Source organism: Mesorhizobium sp. WSM4844, assembly GCF_055811775.1.
Genome location: NZ_JBVVQB010000090.1, coordinates 1 through 17,488, shown reverse-complemented (window position 1 = coordinate 17,488; position 17,488 = coordinate 1). Strand labels below are relative to the sequence as shown.

The 17,488-nt window shown below is 63.1% G+C and carries 23 protein-coding genes; 13 read left to right on the top strand and 10 right to left on the bottom strand.

All coding sequences use genetic code 11. The annotated features are described in order from the left end of the window. Window positions 1-41: 41 nt before the first annotated feature. Window positions 42-356 (bottom strand): YMGG-like glycine zipper-containing protein, encoded by a 315-nt coding sequence (locus tag AC0L2A_RS34590; protein WP_027154393.1) that lies wholly within the window; start codon window positions 354-356, stop codon window positions 42-44. Window positions 357-682: 326 nt separating this feature from the next. Here AC0L2A_RS34590 and AC0L2A_RS34585 point away from each other — a divergent pair, with 326 nt between their 5' ends. The 9 genes from AC0L2A_RS34585 to AC0L2A_RS34545 all read left to right on the top strand — a co-directional run bounded on the left by AC0L2A_RS34585 (window position 683) and on the right by AC0L2A_RS34545 (window position 9,214). Next, window positions 683-1,591, top strand: coding sequence for a hypothetical protein (locus tag AC0L2A_RS34585; protein WP_473612664.1), 909 nt, complete (start codon window positions 683-685; stop codon window positions 1,589-1,591). A gap of 104 nt (window positions 1,592-1,695) precedes the next feature. Beyond that, entirely contained in the window at window positions 1,696-2,685 is a 990-nt protein-coding gene (locus AC0L2A_RS34580) for a Coat protein (protein WP_473612663.1), read from the top strand. A gap of 58 nt (window positions 2,686-2,743) precedes the next feature. Then, window positions 2,744-3,112 carry a hypothetical protein gene (locus tag AC0L2A_RS34575; protein WP_473612661.1) on the top strand — a complete coding sequence of 123 codons (369 nt, stop codon included), beginning with the start codon at window positions 2,744-2,746 and terminating at the stop codon, window positions 3,110-3,112. Window positions 3,113-3,422: 310 nt separating this feature from the next. Continuing rightward, on the top strand, window positions 3,423-4,025 hold the full coding sequence (locus AC0L2A_RS34570) for a phage connector family protein (protein WP_473612660.1): 603 nt from the start codon (window positions 3,423-3,425) through the stop codon (window positions 4,023-4,025). Next, the gene (locus AC0L2A_RS34565) at window positions 4,025-6,466 is read left to right on the top strand and encodes a phage tail protein (protein WP_473612659.1); all 2,442 of its coding nucleotides are present in this window, start codon (window positions 4,025-4,027) and stop codon (window positions 6,464-6,466) included. Before AC0L2A_RS34570 ends, AC0L2A_RS34565 begins: the two co-directional genes overlap by 1 nt. An 81-nt stretch (window positions 6,467-6,547) precedes the next feature. Beyond that, window positions 6,548-7,207 carry a hypothetical protein gene (locus AC0L2A_RS34560; protein ID WP_473612657.1) on the top strand — a complete coding sequence of 220 codons (660 nt, stop codon included), beginning with the start codon at window positions 6,548-6,550 and terminating at the stop codon, window positions 7,205-7,207. A gap of 2 nt (window positions 7,208-7,209) precedes the next feature. Continuing rightward, window positions 7,210-7,701, top strand: coding sequence for a hypothetical protein (locus AC0L2A_RS34555; RefSeq protein ID WP_473612656.1), 492 nt, complete (start codon window positions 7,210-7,212; stop codon window positions 7,699-7,701). Further along, window positions 7,701-8,558, top strand: a complete 858-nt coding sequence (locus tag AC0L2A_RS34550) for a hypothetical protein (protein WP_473612655.1) — start codon at window positions 7,701-7,703, stop codon at window positions 8,556-8,558. Before AC0L2A_RS34555 ends, AC0L2A_RS34550 begins: the two co-directional genes overlap by 1 nt. A 293-nt stretch (window positions 8,559-8,851) precedes the next feature. Beyond that, a complete protein-coding gene (locus AC0L2A_RS34545) occupies window positions 8,852-9,214 on the top strand; it encodes a VanZ family protein (RefSeq protein ID WP_023797892.1) in 363 nt (120 codons plus the stop codon). Between the two features lie 260 nt (window positions 9,215-9,474). On the opposite strand, the gene AC0L2A_RS34540 is transcribed toward AC0L2A_RS34545, so the two are convergent. The 6 genes from AC0L2A_RS34540 to AC0L2A_RS34515 all read right to left on the bottom strand — a co-directional run bounded on the left by AC0L2A_RS34540 (window position 9,475) and on the right by AC0L2A_RS34515 (window position 11,734). Next, the gene (locus AC0L2A_RS34540; protein ID WP_473612653.1) at window positions 9,475-9,768 is read right to left on the bottom strand and encodes a hypothetical protein; all 294 of its coding nucleotides are present in this window, start codon (window positions 9,766-9,768) and stop codon (window positions 9,475-9,477) included. A 96-nt stretch (window positions 9,769-9,864) separates the two neighbouring features. Then, a complete protein-coding gene (locus AC0L2A_RS34535; protein WP_473612652.1) occupies window positions 9,865-10,224 on the bottom strand; it encodes a hypothetical protein in 360 nt (119 codons plus the stop codon). Next, on the bottom strand, window positions 10,203-10,454 hold the full coding sequence (locus tag AC0L2A_RS34530; RefSeq protein ID WP_287073200.1) for a hypothetical protein: 252 nt from the start codon (window positions 10,452-10,454) through the stop codon (window positions 10,203-10,205). Before AC0L2A_RS34530 ends, AC0L2A_RS34535 begins: the two co-directional genes overlap by 22 nt. Further along, window positions 10,439-10,699 (bottom strand): hypothetical protein, encoded by a 261-nt coding sequence (locus AC0L2A_RS34525; RefSeq protein WP_473612651.1) that lies wholly within the window; start codon window positions 10,697-10,699, stop codon window positions 10,439-10,441. The genes AC0L2A_RS34530 and AC0L2A_RS34525 overlap by 16 nt, the downstream gene beginning before the upstream one ends. A gap of 1 nt (window position 10,700) precedes the next feature. Further along, window positions 10,701-10,919, bottom strand: coding sequence for a hypothetical protein (locus AC0L2A_RS34520; protein ID WP_023798600.1), 219 nt, complete (start codon window positions 10,917-10,919; stop codon window positions 10,701-10,703). Continuing rightward, entirely contained in the window at window positions 10,916-11,734 is an 819-nt protein-coding gene (locus tag AC0L2A_RS34515; RefSeq protein WP_473612649.1) for an N-acetylmuramidase family protein, read from the bottom strand. The genes AC0L2A_RS34520 and AC0L2A_RS34515 overlap by 4 nt, the downstream gene beginning before the upstream one ends. Window positions 11,735-11,891: 157 nt before the next feature. Between AC0L2A_RS34515 and AC0L2A_RS34510 the strand changes: the two genes are divergently transcribed. From AC0L2A_RS34510 to AC0L2A_RS34495, 4 genes are all read left to right on the top strand, one after another. Then, window positions 11,892-12,071, top strand: coding sequence for a hypothetical protein (locus AC0L2A_RS34510; protein WP_091599061.1), 180 nt, complete (start codon window positions 11,892-11,894; stop codon window positions 12,069-12,071). Window positions 12,072-12,191: 120 nt separating this feature from the next. After that, complete coding sequence (locus AC0L2A_RS34505; protein ID WP_023798597.1) at window positions 12,192-12,374, top strand: hypothetical protein; 183 nt, start codon at window positions 12,192-12,194, stop codon at window positions 12,372-12,374. A 220-nt stretch (window positions 12,375-12,594) separates the two neighbouring features. After that, entirely contained in the window at window positions 12,595-12,789 is a 195-nt protein-coding gene (locus AC0L2A_RS34500) for a hypothetical protein (RefSeq protein ID WP_128170507.1), read from the top strand. Between the two features lie 152 nt (window positions 12,790-12,941). Then, entirely contained in the window at window positions 12,942-13,112 is a 171-nt protein-coding gene (locus AC0L2A_RS34495) for a hypothetical protein (RefSeq protein WP_023798595.1), read from the top strand. 88 nt (window positions 13,113-13,200) lie between these two features. On the opposite strand, the gene AC0L2A_RS34490 is transcribed toward AC0L2A_RS34495, so the two are convergent. The 3 genes from AC0L2A_RS34490 to AC0L2A_RS34480 are packed head-to-tail and all read right to left on the bottom strand — an operon-like array spanning window position 13,201 to window position 17,224. Further along, a complete protein-coding gene (locus AC0L2A_RS34490) occupies window positions 13,201-13,788 on the bottom strand; it encodes an acyltransferase (RefSeq protein WP_287208102.1) in 588 nt (195 codons plus the stop codon). Window positions 13,789-13,821: 33 nt separating this feature from the next. Then, window positions 13,822-14,037 (bottom strand): hypothetical protein, encoded by a 216-nt coding sequence (locus tag AC0L2A_RS34485; protein WP_473612648.1) that lies wholly within the window; start codon window positions 14,035-14,037, stop codon window positions 13,822-13,824. 4 nt (window positions 14,038-14,041) lie between these two features. Continuing rightward, a complete protein-coding gene (locus tag AC0L2A_RS34480; RefSeq protein ID WP_473612647.1) occupies window positions 14,042-17,224 on the bottom strand; it encodes an SGNH/GDSL hydrolase family protein in 3,183 nt (1,060 codons plus the stop codon). Between the last annotated feature and the right edge of the window lie 264 nt (window positions 17,225-17,488).

The window sequence follows — 17,488 nt, the reverse complement described above, 5'->3', positions numbered from 1 at the left end:
CCCCTTGTGGGAGAAGGGAAGACCAGCGCCAGCGCTATCTCTCAATAATCGCCGCGGTAGTAGCGGTCGTCGCACCGGGCGGTGTAGATGCGGCCGTAGCGGTCCTGATAGCGGCAGAGCTGTTCGCCGCGCCGCTGTGGCGTCGTCGCGCTGCCGACGACCGCCCCCAGCAGGGCGCCGCTGGCTGCGCCGATGACCGTGCTCTTGGTGTCGCGGCCCAGGGCCTGACCGACGAGAGCGCCGCCAGCGCCGCCGACCAGGGCCCCCGTGGTGGCTCTTTGCTGGCCTTCGGTCTGTGCACATCCTGCCAGCGCGGCAGTCACAAGCAGGGCGGCAATGGCTTTGTACATGGTCATCGTCTGATACTCCGTTGAAGCCTATGAACTAATACACTGGCTGGTTTTGCCAAGTGTTTGCCAAGTGCGGTTGCATTGCGGCGGAACCGCGGCAACCGCTTGTCACGAAATGCGACATGGTTTCTTTCGTCTTGACGGTGCGTGCCTCCGGTTCTGAAAGATCATATTCGAATAAGACGATAGGGCCAGGTTCTGTCGAAAAGAATCAGGCTGCGGCCGCAACGATTCCGCCGCGTCCAGCCGATCCCTCAACAATCCAATAACACGCCCGGCTGAACTGGCCAGTGCTCGTTTCCATTTGCAAACAACAAGAAGGAATCTTTCTCATGACAGATCTGGCAGACGCCGGGTCCGTGGTGGCGTCGCCACCGGCGGGCAACCTTGCACGGCTACCGGCCGCCGGGGACAACGGGTCCGCCCCGCCGGCTGCAGAAAGTTGGTTTGACGGTCTTTCCGAAGGCAACCGCAAGCTCGCTGAAACCAAGGGCTGGACCAAGCCTGAAAGCCTCGACCGGGTTCTCACATCCTATGCCGAGCTGGAACGGCAGCAGGGCGAAAGCCTGCGCATTCCCGCAGCGGACGCAGCTGCGGAAGACTGGGACAGGTTCCATGCCCGGCTGCCTGAGGCGATGCGCCCGCTCACATCGCCCGACAAGGTCGAGTACAGGCGCCCCGACGGGCTTCCCGAAGGCTTCGCCTATTCGGACGAACTCGCCAACGCGTCAAAGGCGTGGGCGGTCGAGGCCGGCGCCACGCCCAAGGTGGCGCAGGCCTATCACGACCGCTTCGTCGGCTACATGGCCGAACAGGCCAAGTTGCAGCAGATCGCCGTTGCCCGTTCGGTCGAGGCCACTCACGACGACCTGGTCCGGGACTGGGGACCGACCGACAGCGACGGCTTTCGCCAGCGACTGGAGGTCGCCAACCGGGCGATGAAGAAGCTCGGCCTAGTCGATGCCTACAAGGCGAAGGGCATCCTCCTGCCTGACGGCGCCTTGACCGATCCGCAGATCGCCAAGGCGTTCCAAGCCATTGGCGAGGCGATGTTCAGGGAGGACACGATCGACGGCGGCGCGCCCTTGAGCGGAGGCAATCCGTTCAAGCGCAACGCCGCCGGCGAACGCAACCTGACCGATATCTCGGCCCTCGTCAGAAGCGACCCTGTCCGCGCCCGGCGGTTGGCACGCGAGGCGGGCGAAAACCCCGATCTGTGGGTACCGAACAACCCTCTCTAAAGCTGTGTCGATATTCAGGTGATGCCGGCCTGCAAACGACGGCTCGGCCTGACCTGAATCTCAACACACCTTCCCCGCCCATCAAACCCTGAAGGAAAGAAAAAATGGCAGACGCCTATACCCGTATCGCGGACGCGATCGTTCCGTCCGTCTACGCACAATACTCGTTCGAGGAGCATGTCCAGTCGCTCGAGATCTACCAGGCCGGGATCCTGTTTTCCGACCCGGCCATCGCCTCGAAGCTCTCCATGGGCGGGCGTTCCGTCGACATGCCAGGCTGGAAGGATCTCGGCAACGATCCGTCCGAGCCGGTCAATGACGATCCGGCCGACTCGATCGAGATGAAGAAGATCGGCGCGCGCCGCGAGGTCGCCGCCCGCAATGTCCGCGCCCAGGCGTGGGGCATTCCGGACCTGACCTCGATCCTGGCCGGCGACGACCCGCAGAAGCTGATCGTGCGCCGCCAGACCGACTACTGGCAGCGCGCCAACAAGCTGACGCTGCTCGGCATCCTGAAAGGGGTGCTGGCCGACAACCTCGCCAATGATGCCGGCGACCTCGTCCGCATCACCGGCGCCTCCATCGTCGACACCGACATCATCGAAGCCGCCTATCTGATGGGCGACCGCGCCGACAAGTTCAAGACGATCTGGATGCACTCCAAGCAGATGAAGGCGCTGAAGCTCGCCAACCTCATCGACTATGTGCCGCCGTCCGAGCAGGGCGGGCCGCTGATCCCCTACTATATGGGGCTGCGGGCGGTCATCGACGACGACATCCCGGTCGCCTCGGGCGTCTACACGGCGTTCATGTTCAAGGACAAGGCAATCCTGTGGAACGAGCTGCCGGTCAATACCGAGGGCGGGCCGCTGGAGTTCGATCGCAAGCCGCGCCAGGGTCATGGCGGCGGCGTCACCGAAATGGTCGCCCGCCGGCATTTCGTCCCGCATGTGCCCGGCACCCGCTTCCTCGACGCGTCGACGGCCGGCGAATTCGCCACCGATGCCGAGCTGGCCCTGGCGGCGAACTGGGACCGCACGGCGTCGAGCGTCAAGCACATGACGTTCATCGCGCTGAAGACGACCGAGGCCTGAGCGGAAGGGGCGGGGGCGGGGCGTCGGAGTCCCGCTCTTCTGGACACCGGGTCGGCCGATGTGGCGCATCCCAAATTCGCGCGCCGTGCTGCCCCAAGTTTGTTGTTGTTGCACATTGATCAATCGCCGCCACCAAACGGTTACACAAGAGGGCGATGCTGCCTTGTCTTTGCAAGGGAGGGTAAGCATGAATATGACCTACAAGGCAGTTCAGGATGTGCTTCGAAAAGCCGGCATTGTCATAAGCAAAAAGGGCGAACTTCACCGCATCAACTTCTTCAGCGGTCTGGAAAACACCGCCTACTACACGACAAGCCTCGAGGATGCGCTTGAGCGGGGTTTGGCGATGGCGAGAGCTGCCGAAAGATTGCCAGCAAGCGTCTTTGCCAAGTCGCGCGGGCGGCCGACGAGCGCACACTTCGGCTGACGCCGCAGGATGTCATCGCCGCGTTGCGCGGCGATGATGGGAACGCCCACCAGTTTTCCAACGGTCGCGTCCGTCGCGCCCCCTCTGTCCTGCCGGACATCTCCCCGACTTGGGGGGAGATCGGCAGCTTCACCGACAACGCCCTTTCTTCAACGTTGGCGATTGGCGAAAGCCAACGCGACATCCAATTTCCCCCTCGTGGGGGAGATGCCCGGCAGGGCAGAGGGGGGCGCGACGGAACGCGACCTTCCCCACAATCCACCCACCATGCCCCACAAATTCCCAATCCACACAGATGGAGGCCAAAACCATGGCCATCACCCCGCTCGACATCGCCAACATGGCGCTTGGCGTCCTCGACGAGGCGCCTATCGACAGCATTGACCAGGATGTCAAACCGGCCCGCCTGCTCAACCTGCATTTCGACCTGACCCGCGAGGCGGAGCTGATGAAACATGCCTGGGTGTTTGCAATTTTGGCGGCCGCCGTCGCCGGATTCGATACCGGCAGTGGCGCGGGCACGCTGAACTTTGCCTATGAATTGCCCGTGGACTGCCTGCGGCCTTTGCCGCTGACCCACAATGGCGAGCCGGATGGCGTGCCGATCGCGTGGCGCCAGGAAGCCGGCTTGATCTATTGCGACCGATCGGGGCCGCTGATCATCCGCTACGTCGCCAACCTCACCGATCCGAACGACTGGGACGCGACGTTCACCGAAGTGCTGGTTGCAGCGCTTGCCGTCAAGATCGCGCATCCGCTGACCCACAAGGCGGGCATGATCGACATCGCCCGCGGTGCCTATAGCGCGGCGCTGGACGCGGCGTTCCACGCCAACGCCATCCAGCGTGGCGGCAGGTTTTCAACGTCGTCCTGGGCGGTCCAGCGCGGCGACAACCGGTTCCGGCGCGCCTGATGACGATGCTCTATCCCATCCAGGACACCTTCGTCCGTGGCGAAATCTCACCGCGATTGCACGCACGCGCCTCGCTCGACCTATACAGGGCCGCGCTCTCCCGCTGCGAAAACTTTTTGACGCTTCCCCATGGTGGCATCCGCAAGCGCGGCGGCACCTATTTCTGCGCCGAGGTGAGGGATTCTTCCAAAGCGACGCGGCTGATCCCGTTCATCTTCTCGGCGAACCAGGCCTATGCGCTCGAATTCGGCGATCTCTACATCCGCGTCCATGCCTATGGCGCCCGCGTCGGGGTGGTCGAAGTGGTGACGCCATACCTGGAGGCTGACCTGTTCGACCTGCAATTCGTCCAGTCGGCTGATCAGATGTGGATTGTCCATAAGGATTACCTGCCGCACGTTCTCACCCGCACGGCGCACACCACATGGACGCTGGCCGAGTTCGTCTTTCTCGACGGCCCCTATGACGACATCAACACAAGCGCGACCACGCTGACGCCGGCCGAGACAGGCGCCGTTCATCCGGCGATGACCAGCAATACGCTGCCAACCGGCACCGCTTCATCCAGCGCCGGCACCGCATATCTCGCGTTCGACCGTGACAACAAGACAGTCATAACGTTGGGTACGACCACCGGCGACGTGTCCTATGATTTTGCAGGCACCGTGACAAAAGTGTGCGACGCTTACTGGATACAGACTAGGGCGAACGGCGGCTCCAGAGCACCGGTGTCATGGGATTTCCAGGGCTTCGATGGCACCAACTGGATCTCGCTTGACAGCCGGACGGCGGAAACCGGCTGGTCGCGCGGCGAGGTGCGGTTTTATGAGTTCCAGAACGAGACCGCCTATCAGTCCTATCGGATAGTGCTCAACGGATCCGAAGGCGACGACAACATGGACATAGCCGAGATGGGCTGGCACGAGGATGGCGATACACAGACGCCATTCGATCTCACGGCGTCCTCGATCGTCGGCATCAATGACGGGACGGGTTTCCAGACCAGCGATGTCGGTCGCGCTATTCGGCTGCTCGGCTCGGATGCCGTCTGGCGCTGGGCGCGCATCACGAGCCGCGCCAGCACGACGGTCGTCCAGATCAGGCTGTACGGCCATGCACTTCCCAATCTCAGCCCGATCGCCCGCTGGCGCCTCGGCACCTTCGTTCCCGGCAAGTATGTTCAATCCGGTTCGCTGTACGAGGAGCGTCTGGCCTTCAGCCGCAAATTCTCGGTCTATGCCTCGGCAACCGGCGATTTCGAGAATTTCGCTACTGGCGAGGAAGATGACGACGCGCTTGAGTTCCTCCAGGCCGGCGGCGGGCAGGCCAATGACATCACATGGATTGCGGAATCGGATGGGGCGCTGATCATTGGCACCCTTGGCGGCATCCGGGCGCTGTCGGGCTCCGGCATCGACGAAGCGCTGACGCCGTCATCGTTCAAAAACCGCCGCTCGCGCACCTTTGGCTGTGCGCCGCTGCGTCCAGTCGACGCCGGGCAATCGTTCCTGTTCGTCACTAGGTCGCGCAAATCGATTGCCGAACTGACCCAGAGCGCGACTGGAAAATTCACCTCGGAGGATGTCGGGCAGGTTTCCGAGCATATCCCGAAGCAGGGTGTCGTCGAACTGGCATTCCAGACCGATCCCGACCCGCTGCTGTGGTTCCCGCTGGATAATGGCGAGCTTGGCGGCTACACCCACCAGCCTTCGCAGGAAGTCCGCGGCATGCACCGGCATCGCATCGCCGGGTCTTTCTCAGGTTCCGACTGGGGCATCGTCGAGAGCGCCGTGGTCACGCCTGGGCAGGACGGCAATGACGATCTGTGGCTGATCGTCAAGCGCACCATCGGCGGGGCAACCAAGCGTTATATCGAAGTCAAGACCGTGCCATTCGAATATGGTGAGGTCGCCGATGCCTTCGAGGTTGATTGCGGTCTGACCTACAGCGGTGTGGCCACAGCAACGGTCACAGGACTTACCCATCTCAACGGCGAGACTGTCGACGCCCTGGCGGATGGTATCGTCTATCATGGCCTCACGGTGGCCGCCGGGGCGGTTTCCCTGCCTGGTGGTGCGACTGCCGCCAAATGGCAGGTAGGTCTGCCCTACGAAGCCGGAGCCGACACACTCGAACTCGATGTCGGCGGCAGGGATGGCTCGATCGTCGGCCGGCGCAAGAAAGTCGCAAAAGTCATTCTGTCGCTGTTTGAGACCGACACGACCGGGCTGAAGATTACTTCCATGCAGCGTGGGCGGTGGGAGCCGGTTCGCATCCCTTCAGTCGTGACGCCTGACAGTGCGGCAAACCAGTTCACTGGGAACCTCGAGGTGCCGATCGACGACAGTTGGGAAGGGCAGGGGCGGGTGCGAATCCGCCACACCAACCCGACGCCTTGCACCATCCGCGCGTTCACGCCGGTGTTCGACAGTGAGGCGTAGTTCAAACTGCCGATCTCCCCCTCCAAGGGGGAGATTGCGCGCTCAGCCCTTCCATCACTCCCTTAAAAGGACCCCGCTTCGATGACCCCATCCCCCCATGCCGAAGCTCTCGGCAGGGCGCGGACGGCTGCCGATTTTGCTGCCGTCATCGCCTTGCTCGACTGCGATCTCAAAACTGCTGCCGCCCGCAAACTGGAACTGGAAAAGGCCAAGGGTCGTGCGATGTTCGGCCGTGGCGACCTGGCGGCGGCGCGCATAGCGCTCTCCGAGGCCAACGCCGTCGTTGCGCTGCTGGAAAAAACCCGTGAGGCGGCGAACGAGCGCCGTGCCGCCGCGCAAAGCGAAGACTGCGTCGACATCGCAGCACTTGCCGACGAGATCAGGGCAAACGCCGCTTCCCTCGACGAGCGCTGGCGCATGGCCCACTGGCTGGTCGAGCAGCTGCGCCAGCAATTGTTCGACGCCGATGCCTTGCGCGGTGCCGTCGCCACCGCCAACAGCCAGCTCGACGCCGCCGGCGTCGCCAACCTGAAAATCAACCCGACCGCCGTCCGGCGCGCCGCCGTGACCGGGCTGCGAGCGACAGCTCCGGCTCGTCTCAGCGCGGCAGCGATCCAGGCCGACAGACTGCTTTTGTCGCTGCTCAGCCCCGGCGGCGCGCTCGACCCACGACCGCCGCTTGGCGCGCCGGTCGGAGGCATCGCGGGTCGATATTCGCTGCATGGCCGAGGCCGCGGCTGACCATGTGCACACTTGCCCTTATCGGCACGGCTCTCTCGGTCGGCGGCGCGCTGGTCGAAGGCCAGCAGTCGCGGCAGATGGCCGACTACCAGGCCAGAGCCTACGAGCAGCAGGCGCGGACCGACGCGCAAGCCGCCGCCTTCGAGCAGGCCCAGGAACGCCACAAGCAGGATCTGTTGCTGTCGCAGGCGCGCGCCTGGGCCGGCGCCTCGGGCGTCGCCCTGTCAGGCTCACCGAGCGAGGTGCTCGCCGCCAATGCAAGGCAGGGCCAGCTCGACATCAAGGCGATCCAGTACGGCTCGCAGCTGCGCCAGAACAATTTGACCACGCAGGCCGCCATCTCGCGCTTTTCCGGCAGGCAGGCGGCGGCTGCCTCGATCTTCAGGGCCGGCGGCAATCTCGTGTCCGGCCTTTCCGGGCTGTACGACCCGAGCAGAGCGGTGACGTTCGGCAACAGCGCCTTTCCGCCGGCGCCGGGCGGAGGGCTTTACTGATGGCGACCATCCCCCTCCAGCTCGCCCAGCGCCGGCTCGACAGCGGCAGCGTGGTTTCCTATCCCGACAGCTCGCCGGTCGGCGCCGCGATGCAGGGCTTTGGCGACGAACTCTCGGCCGTCGCCGAGCGTTTCCGGCAGCAGAAGCAGCAGCAGGATGCGTTCGACGCCGAGGTCATCGGCCGCGAGCTGAACGGGCAGATTGCCCAGGCCGAGAAAGAAGCGATCCAGAATGCGCCGGCCGACGGCCGCGGCCTGCACGACGCCATGTATGGCCAGGCACGCAACGGTGTCGTCAAGCCCGGCCTGTTCGACAAGATCTTCGACAGCACCGTGCCAAAAATGCCGGAAAGTGAACGCGCCAGGTTCATCAGGCAAAAAGAGGCGATGAGATTGGCCGGGTCGGCGCGCATGGCCGCACAGCAATATGCGCGCCGCCAGGACTATGAGCAGGCCGAATGGTCCAAGGCGCAAGCTACGGAGCTCAATGCCATCGCGCAGAGCGACCCGGACGACGCCGCGACGTTCGAGGCGATCAGGCAGGGCGGGTTCGACTTCATCGCCAAGATGGGCAACCCGGTCGCCCGGCAGCTGGCCGAAACTGGCTGGCGCAGCAACACGGCAAAGGCGCTCGCCCAGGCGATGCTCGCCAAGGACCCGAAGCGCGCTGCCGAAATGCTGGGTTCTGCGCCGGCCGCGCAGGCCGGTGGCGGTGAAACCACAGGCGCCGAAGGCACAGATCTGTCGGCGAAAAACCCGAATGGGCCCGCTTCGGGCGACGACCGCCTTGCTGATCTGACGCCCGACGACAGGGTTGCGCTCGCCCGGCTGGCCGGCGTCTCGGCGACGCAAAACTGATGTCGGAACCGGCGACCCGCCAGCTTCTTCTCGTTACCTGGCCTGTTGCGTTGGCCCACCGGCATCTTTAATGGCTTCTTCATGTTAGTGGGCTTTTTATGGGAAAACCCAAAACCCCTCGCAGGCATGGGGTCGTTTTCAGCGATAAGAGCGACGGCGGCCTTTCTTACAACACAGACTTGTGGTTCTGGATTTGAAATTCCCAAGCGCTGATGCGATCATCGGCAAATCCACCTCGCAGGCTTCTCAGATGAAGGACTGACTCTACCTTGTTGCGCCTAGATTCTTTTCCGATGCTGGCAAGGATCGTTTTTCCGATCACGTTGGCCGGCGTTCTCCTGCTCACGCTTCTGCCGGCGCGGTTCTTGCCGGAGCTCGGCACGGCCGTCACGCTTTACGACGACAAGCTGCAGCACGCCATCGCCTTCGCCGTGCTGGCGGCCCTGGGAAGCCTCGGTTGGCCGGAACACAGGACAAGGCTGATTGTCCTCCTCGCCTTTACCGGCGCGGCGATCGAGGTGCTTCAGGGCGCGCAACTGATCGGGCGCGATCTGGATGGGTTCGACTGGGTTGCCGACTGCGCCGGCATGGCGTTGGGACTGACAATCGCCGGGACAAGCAGGCGCGTTGGCAAGCGCGTCGGCGGATTGCCGTAGGTCGCTGCGGCGGTTCAGGATAAAAGCGCTCCGTTAGCGATCCTGCGCGCCCCCTCTGTCCTGCCCTCTTTGCCAAAACTTGGCATCTCCCCCACTTGGGGGGAGATTAGCAGCTTCGCGGACAGCGTCCTTTTTGCAAGGTTGGTGGTTGGCGAAATCATTGATGAAGGCCAATCTCCCTCCTTGTGGGGGAGATGTCCGGCAGGGCAGAGGGGGGCGCTGTCCCTCGGCGATCAAAGGTTCTGTATGCAACAGCGCTCCTAGTCCGGGAAATCGAACACCGGTTCCTCGCATCGATGGACCCGGCATTGACCGTCAAGCGTCCTGACATAGGCGGCGACAGGCACTTCGGGCCAGTCGCATTCATTGCCGAACCGGCGGACATAGCGGTCATAGGTGTTGCGGCCGGTGGTCAGCACCACCGCGCGCCGGCTCTGGATCAGAAGCTGCGTCTGTTCGCATGTCATGGCGCGCGTATCCGGCCGGGCGTGAGCCATGCTTGTGGCGGCGATCAGGATCGCTGCGGCTGTCGGGACGATTGGGCGGGCTGGCATGCTGCATCCTCGCAAAGGTCGTGCCTAACGCGCAGCTTCGCCCGTGGTTCCGCACCCTGCGCAACGGCACGAGGGCGCAACAAGACAGCCGCGATCTCACTCCTCCTTCTCCGGCCACTCCTCCTTCTCGGGTTTGAACCGCCTGACCACCACTTCGAAGACGATGTCCGAGATCCACATCGCCGAGACGCCGATGAGGAACGCCGCGGCCAGCGTCGTGGTGTCGTCGTTGGCTGGAATCGCCAGGCCGGTGGCGCGGAAATAATGCACCGCCGGCAAGGTCAGGTAGGCCGCCGCCAGCGCGCCGCAGATCGGCGACGCCACCATCTCGCGAACCTTGTAGCGGTGGCGCGACAGGGCTCGCAAAATCCCGCCGGAAAGGCCGGCGACCACCACCGGTGCCTTGATGCCGAGCGCGTCGAGAAGTTCCTGTATCATGGCTTCCACCCGCACCATCTGGCGCCCTTGCCGTTGTAGGCATTGATTTCGTCGAGCTCCGGCCGCGTCATGGCGGCGACGACGGCGGCGGACGCACGGCGCGGCTGGTTGTGGTCACACCAAACCTGGCGCGCCGGTGAAACCGGCGTTGCGCACCCGGCGAGCAGCAGGCCGCCAAACAGCAGGCACTTGGGCAACAGGCACCCAAACAGCAGGCTCTTGGGCAGCAGCATCAGCGCTTTGACCATCGCATCGCCTCCCGCCGTGCGGCTTCGTCCGGCAGGTCGCGCGCCACGCGTTCGGCATCGGTCGCCTCGCGATCCATTTCGAGGCGCTCCTCGACGGCAACGAGTTTTTCTGCCGCTCGCCTGGCCGCATCCTTGTTGGCCCGACCGCCGGCGACAAACAGGCCGATGCCGCCGGCGAGCGCGGCAAAAATCGCCAAGATCGTCGTGTTGTCGGCGAGCGCGCCCAGCATGGAAAGCACCCACATCTCAATTGCCCTCCACGGCAGGCTGATTTCTGACGAGGCCGGCGACGCCGTCGCGCACGACATTGATCAGGATCTTGAGCAGGGCCAGCACCCCGGTGATTTTTAGCGCCAGGGCGGCGTCGATGCCGAACAGCGTCCAGTCGAAGCCGACCAGGCCGGTGAGCAGCAGGATCAGCACATTGATCAGATTGTGCGCGGCGTTGGTATTGAACCAGTTCATGGCTTTGCCTTTCGAAACCAGGAGGGGGCCTTTCGAAACAGGGAGAGGATTGCGGCGACCAACGGAGCCAGCACTGCGGCCCATAATCCGGACAACGGTCCGGAAAACGGTCCGCGCCACACTCCGGCTTTACCCGGTTCTGCCTTGGCGGGCGTGAAACCCTTCGGTTGCGGCGGCTGCGGGATCGGAACCGGCGCCGGAGGCTGCGTAGCGGGCGGCGTGTCCCTGATCCCGGACCATTTGCGGAATGCCTCGGCAAGCCGGATATCGTAGGCGTTCTTCGCATAGGATGCGCCGTTGTAGCCCCTGGCGAAGCCGGCCCAGTCATGCTTGCGCAATTTGCCGTCGAGCCGGTTGGCGGCTATGAAATTGACCGCCGCCGCCAGCTGCAGCGCCTCGTCCGCCATCATGGCTTCGACCATTGCCTGCACGGTCAGAAAGCCGGCCGCCCTGAAATTCTCGCCGAGCACCTGGCCGAGCCCCCATGACGCCGATCTGAGCGCCGCCGTCTCATCGATGGCGCAGGCGGCTTTCAGGCGCGGATAGCTGTCGCGGGGATAAGGCTTTTCGCCCCATTTGGCATAGGCAAGGCCGGCCGCTACCGCCTTTGCCCGAGCCGCGCCCGCCAGATTGCGATAAAACACATGCGGCTCGAACAGGATGACCGGGCGGCCCTGGGCGTCGAAGCCATGCCCGCTGGTTTCGACATCGAGAAAGGCGTGGATCTCGTCCTCGCCGACGCCGATGCTGGCGCCAAGTCTTGGCAGATCGAGATCGTCGAGGCGCCTGGCGGCGCCCTTGAACGTCATGTCCATGGTCTTGGTCCTTTCCCAGGTTGATGTTTGCAGGCGCCAGCTTGATGTTTGCAGGCGCCCGGTTGATGTTTGCAGGCGCCCGGTTGATGTTTGCAGGCGCCCGGTTGATGTTTGCAGGCGATTGTGTGAAATGGCCCCAAACTGTGGGGATTTGCCGATGTCGCAAGACGAAGGAACGGCGCGCTGGACGGTGAAGGCCGAGCTCTGCGCGGTCGGCCGCGACAAGCCGCTGCTTGTCGCGCTGGCGGTGATCCTTTGCCTCTATTGCGGGCTGATAGCCGGGCCGATCGTCTATGCGTTCCTGGCCTTCCAGGGCATGGCGAATTTCTTCAACTGACGGCATTGACCAGTTGAGAACAGCTCGATCCGTATTGCCATCGGCATGGAAACCGCTTAGCCGGAATAAACTGCTCCCATGAACCGTTCATGCCTTGTGGGAACAGGTGCGGGAGGGCGCGTGACAATCAGGATCAGGCTTCCGGGCGGGACACTGAAGATCAAGAAAAAGGACGAGCTGCGCCGCCGCGAGCAGAAGCGCCAGGTCCCGGTCTGGCGGCTTGGAGACTATTTCATCGTCTGGTGGCCGAGCAGCATTTCGGATCGTCCGTCCGGACGCCCGCCAAAGGGAGTGGGTGAATAGTGAATAGTGAAGAAGGTGCTCTCACTCTACTCACTGCTCACTACTCACTACTCAATACTCACTACTACCATTCACCATTCACCATTCACCATTCACCCGCTCAAGCTGTTCTGGAACCGGTCCCGGAAAACAGCCGCGGAAATAATCAATGATCAGCCCTTGACTCTTCCGCCACGGAAGCTCTCTAAGTCGCTGCATTGCACAACGGGGGTTGGGAGCAATGGCAGTGCGTATCAGGTTGCCGGGCGGCACCTTGAAGATGAAGGTGTATCGGGAGTTGCGCGAGCGTGAGCGCGCCCGCCGCATCCCGGTTCTGAAGCTGGGCTCGCTGTATTTCAGCTGGTGGTCGAACCGGCCGCGTCCGTTGAACGACCAGCCCGACGACGATCCAAACCGGTCTCAGGCAGCGCCTTGACGGCCCGAAAAAAGCCGTCCTCGGGCGGCTGCGCTTGAACCCTTCCGGTCAAGCCAACAAACGCGCGCATCGGCGGTTGACTCTTCGGCTGGGGAAGTTCTCTAATTGCTGCATCGCACATCATCATTGAATTGCACAGCGGAGTTGAACCGATGGCCGTGCGCATCAAACTGCCGGGCGGCACCTTGAAGGTAAAAGTCTATCGCGAATTGCGGGGGCGCGAACGCGAGCGCCGCGTGCCGGTCATGAAGGTGGGTTCGCTGTATTTTGTCTGGTGGTCGAACAGCCAGCCTCACAACAAGCCGCAAGACAGCCGTCATTAGCCCGTTGCCATTCGCCCGCGCCTTGGCGCAAGCGAATGGTTGGCGCTCTATGATGGGACGACGCTCATTGATGAGCGAAGGCATCATTTCATTTCACCAGGTCGCGGTCCGGCCGCACCAAAGCGTCGGCCGGAACGTCCGACCGTACGATTGAGCCGGCTGAAATTATCGCCCGGTCGCCGATCGTGACACCCTTCATTATCATGGCACTGTTGCCGATCCAGACATCATCTCCGATTGTGATCGGTGCTGAGCGGATGCCTGGGTCGACGCGCGGATGGCCTTCGCGAAAGATGGCCTGCATCTGCGCAAAACGCTTCTGCGGGTCCATGGGATGCGAGTTGGTATCGTGGATCGCCACCCCCCACGAGACGTGGACATGTTTGCCGATCTTGATCCCCACCGGATCCGATGACCAAATCGTCGAGCCTGGACCAAGGTAGAACCAGTCATCGATATTGATCCGACCCTCATGGGCAAAGACCTGCAGATGTCCGTCCAGATGGCTGTCCGCGCCGATTGAGACCCGGGACTTGTCGCCATGAATGTTGAAGATCTCCGCCCCGGCACCGAACTTCGTGCGCGGCCCGATGACGGCATTCTCCCTTGCGGCGCCTGTGGCGATCCAAGACGAAAAGCGGCGGCGAACAGCGAGAATGGTGGAGAAGATACGCATCTGCGAACATCTGCCACACGCCACCATTTCAGTCTAGGCATCGAAGAGACCCCGACGCACCATATGACGCAGGCATTCGGCGTCATAGGTGGCATGGCGCCGGCTGCACTCGGATGCAGCTCGTCCGACATGTACAGTGTCGACGTGAGGTAGCTCATGCCGCTCGATCTTGGTGCCGACAACGACCCACTCCTCGCCTTCCCGGAGTTTGGCTACCGTCTCACCCTTGTGCTGAATTGCCTGTGCCATTTGCCTATCCCCTCTCCGCGACAAATTCGATGAAGCGCAAAGCGTTGCTGTCATGGCCGACGTCGCTGAAGTGAAGCCCCTCTTGATAGGCTCCAGCGTCGATATAGTCGAAACCATCAATCGGGATCGTCAACACGTTTCGTGACCGGTATGTCTGGCGGATAGCGCCAAGCGCCGCGTCGTAAGTCCGCCCTCCAGTGTAGCTACCATCCCAGGCCGAAGACGGGCGCGTCGGCGGCATCGCAAGGATGCGAGGTGCGGCAGCTGCCTCCAGCGTATCAAGCACCGCAGTGATGTTCGTTGAAATCGTAGCCGGCGCGGTACCAAAACTGTCGTTGATGCCAAGCGCGAGTATCGGCACGATCTTGCCTCCAGCATAGCTCGCTTGGACGATTGCTGATGTAAGGCGCGCCATATTAAACGACGCGAAGGTATAGCTCCCATGCGCGGCGCGCAGTGAGCGCAGTCGAGGACGGGATCCCGGCACCTTGATTCCAAGACGGATAAGCCCGGTTATTTCGACAGGGCCGCCTACCGCCGTCAGTGTGTAATTGCCGCTGGCAGCCTGCCCCGTCATCGACGGGCCGGAATATTGATCGAGCGCCAGAGCGCCGGCAGCATTGACGGTCTTGTACGCCGCGCCACCGTCGAAAGCGAAGGCAAGCGAACCTTGACCGGCGTCCCGGGTGTAGTGGACATCGACCTGTTCATAAGCTCCAGTGAACGCCAGGGACGCGCCATCCGCAAGGATGATGCTTTCGCCAAGTGGCCCGCGCGTTCCCGTCGAGACGGTTCCGCTGGTCGCAACGCCATAGAAGGCCGGCGTGTAGGTGGAGCTTGGCCGCAGCGCCGTCATGCCCGGCTCGTCATCGGCAATGCCGAGATTGGCAAATTGGGTAACTCGATTAAACCAATGCGCCGGGCCATTGCTGGCCAACGCCCAAAGACCGATGCTATCGGCGATCAAGCAGAGCACATCGTTGTTGGCGATATGCTCTGCCATCTTGGCCCGGAAGCCATCATAGAGATTAAACAGCGACGGGCGGGCCGGAAAGAAGAACCTCCGGCCGCCGACGAACGGCTTTCCTGGTCCCCAAAAACCGTCACCCCACTTAGGCATAGCCGTCAACGCGAAGCTGCCGGGCGGCACATACGGGTTTGGATGGGCAGCAGCGGCCGAGGCAAAGATCGCGGTCGCGTCAACGACGCCATTCGGGTCGGCGTCCGCCAGCAGGTTCATGCCGGTGTTCTGTGTGCCGCCTGTCAGAGCCCGCGCAGCGTCGGCGATGAGGCCAGTTTTGATCGTGAACGCAACCTCATAGCGGTGCAGGGTCGATGATGCCACAACAGCGCCGTTCGACAGTACGCCGGACCTGATCCATGCGGGGATGCCTTGCGGGTTGACGCTGTTCTGAAACTTGTAGCCGCCGCCGCTGATTGCCGGATACTGCCCCGCTGCAATCGGTATGCTGAGGGGGATTTCGCTCACACCATTGGCCAACGTGATCTGATGCGTGCTGATCACGTTGACGGTTAGATCGCCATTGGCCTGGACGACGTGAATGTTGGCCGTGCCGGCCCCGCTGGCACCGACATCGATTTCCGTGATGTAACCATCGGCCGGCGCTGGCGTTTGCATGACGACGCTGTAGTTCGCCGGGGTATTCGTGCCGGTGTTGACCAGGTTCGGCCAGCCGACCACCTGCTCAGTGCCGACGATGTCGACCAGATCGTTTGCGGTGTCGTAGGCTGCACGCGCCTTTGTGCCGACTTCGCCCGTGAAAGTGGCTTTCCATTGCGGGCCATTGACAAAGTCGACGGTCTTGGCTGTGTGTGACGTAGGAACCGTCGCCGTGAACCACTTGCTTTCGCCGTTCGGAATGGACCCCGCCGTATAATACCATGTGCCGGCTCCTGTCCGTTGCAGGCCCATGACACTGCCGGCTGGCTTCAGGATCGAGAGACCCGAGTTGACGGAAGACGGGCCGGCAACGACAGGGATGGTTTGTTGAGAGACGAGAGTTAAAGTGCCATCGCCCTCGACCTGGGCAATTACGATATGGATTGTTCCTGCCCCAGCGCCGAAGCCTAGTTCTAGGCTCGAAAGAAACTCATCGACAGCCGACAGAGAGCCCGGCCAATAATAGGCGCTGGTATTGGTAACAGCCGTGCCGCCGACGGAGCCCGTGATCAGGACCGGCCCAACCGTCCGCGACCCGATCAAGCCGACAACTTCCGCTGCCGACGTGCGAACACCGGTCTCGACGGCAACCGGCCCGACCGCGACGGTGTACATACCAAGAATGCCATCGCTGATTTCGGTCCAGAAGTATTCACCAACTTCAACATTCCGGCCCAAAACCGCCGCCGCACTTGCGCCGGCCAATCCCGCAGACGCCGCGAAGCTGAAACTCGGCGCGACCGTGTAGGAACCGGGTGCCGTGATCAGGATCATCGTCAGAGCACCGCCAGCGACAACGAAGCGGCCTGCGGCGCCAGAACCGGCGCCGCCGGTAAACGCCAGATCGAACGTGCCGTTCGTGCCGCCGGCGCCGCCGACCAGGGCACTGAAGCCAGCCACGCCAAAGCCGATCGCGGCTACGATCGTCGGGAAGATGCCCTTGCCATACAGCGACGCGTCGCGTGCCGCCTGGGCGCCGGCCAGGTTGGCCGCCGTGGAAGCGACATCGGCGGCGGTCTGTCCGGCATTGGCAGCGGAGGTGGACGCGCTGGCGGCGGCCTGGCCGGCGCTGGCCTCGGTGGCATGCTTCAGCACCTGCGTTTCATCGCGCAGCGTCACCACCGCACCGACCACCTGCGAAATATCGGGCGGCACGAACGGGGCAATGGCGATGGCATCACGGCCCACCACCGGCTCGTCGGCGCTGAATTCAAACACCCGGCCGGCATTGACCGACCCGATCTGGGTGTGAACCGTCGTTCCCCTCTGCAAGGTGCGGGCGGTGCGGGCGTCGGCGGCGCGGAACCACTCGCCTTCGCTCACCGTGTAGATGCCGTTCTGCGTCGGGTCGGCCTGGTCCTTGACCAGCACGCGGTCGCCGACCTCAGCCGGCACGCCGTCGATGGTCTGCAGGCGATGCAGCAGGATGCTGGCCGTGGTCGCCAGGCGCACCGGTTCGCGTTCGCCGGTCAGAAGTCGAACGGCGGCAGTTGCGGGTCGGGCCATCAGGCTTGCTCCATAAAAAAAGCCCCGCGAAGCGAGGCTTGACAGTGCTATGATTCCAGCGCGGCGGGAGCGCGGCCTATGGCACATCGGCGACTGGCCGCCGCGGGTGCGGAGCAGACCCTGAGATCCATTCCGTGACATCGGAGCGGTGCTGCGGTGCAGAACCTTTGATCGCCGAGGGACAGCGCCCCCTCTGTCCTGCCGGACATCTCCCCCACAAGGAGGGAGATTGGCCTTCATCAATGATTTCGCCAACCACCAACC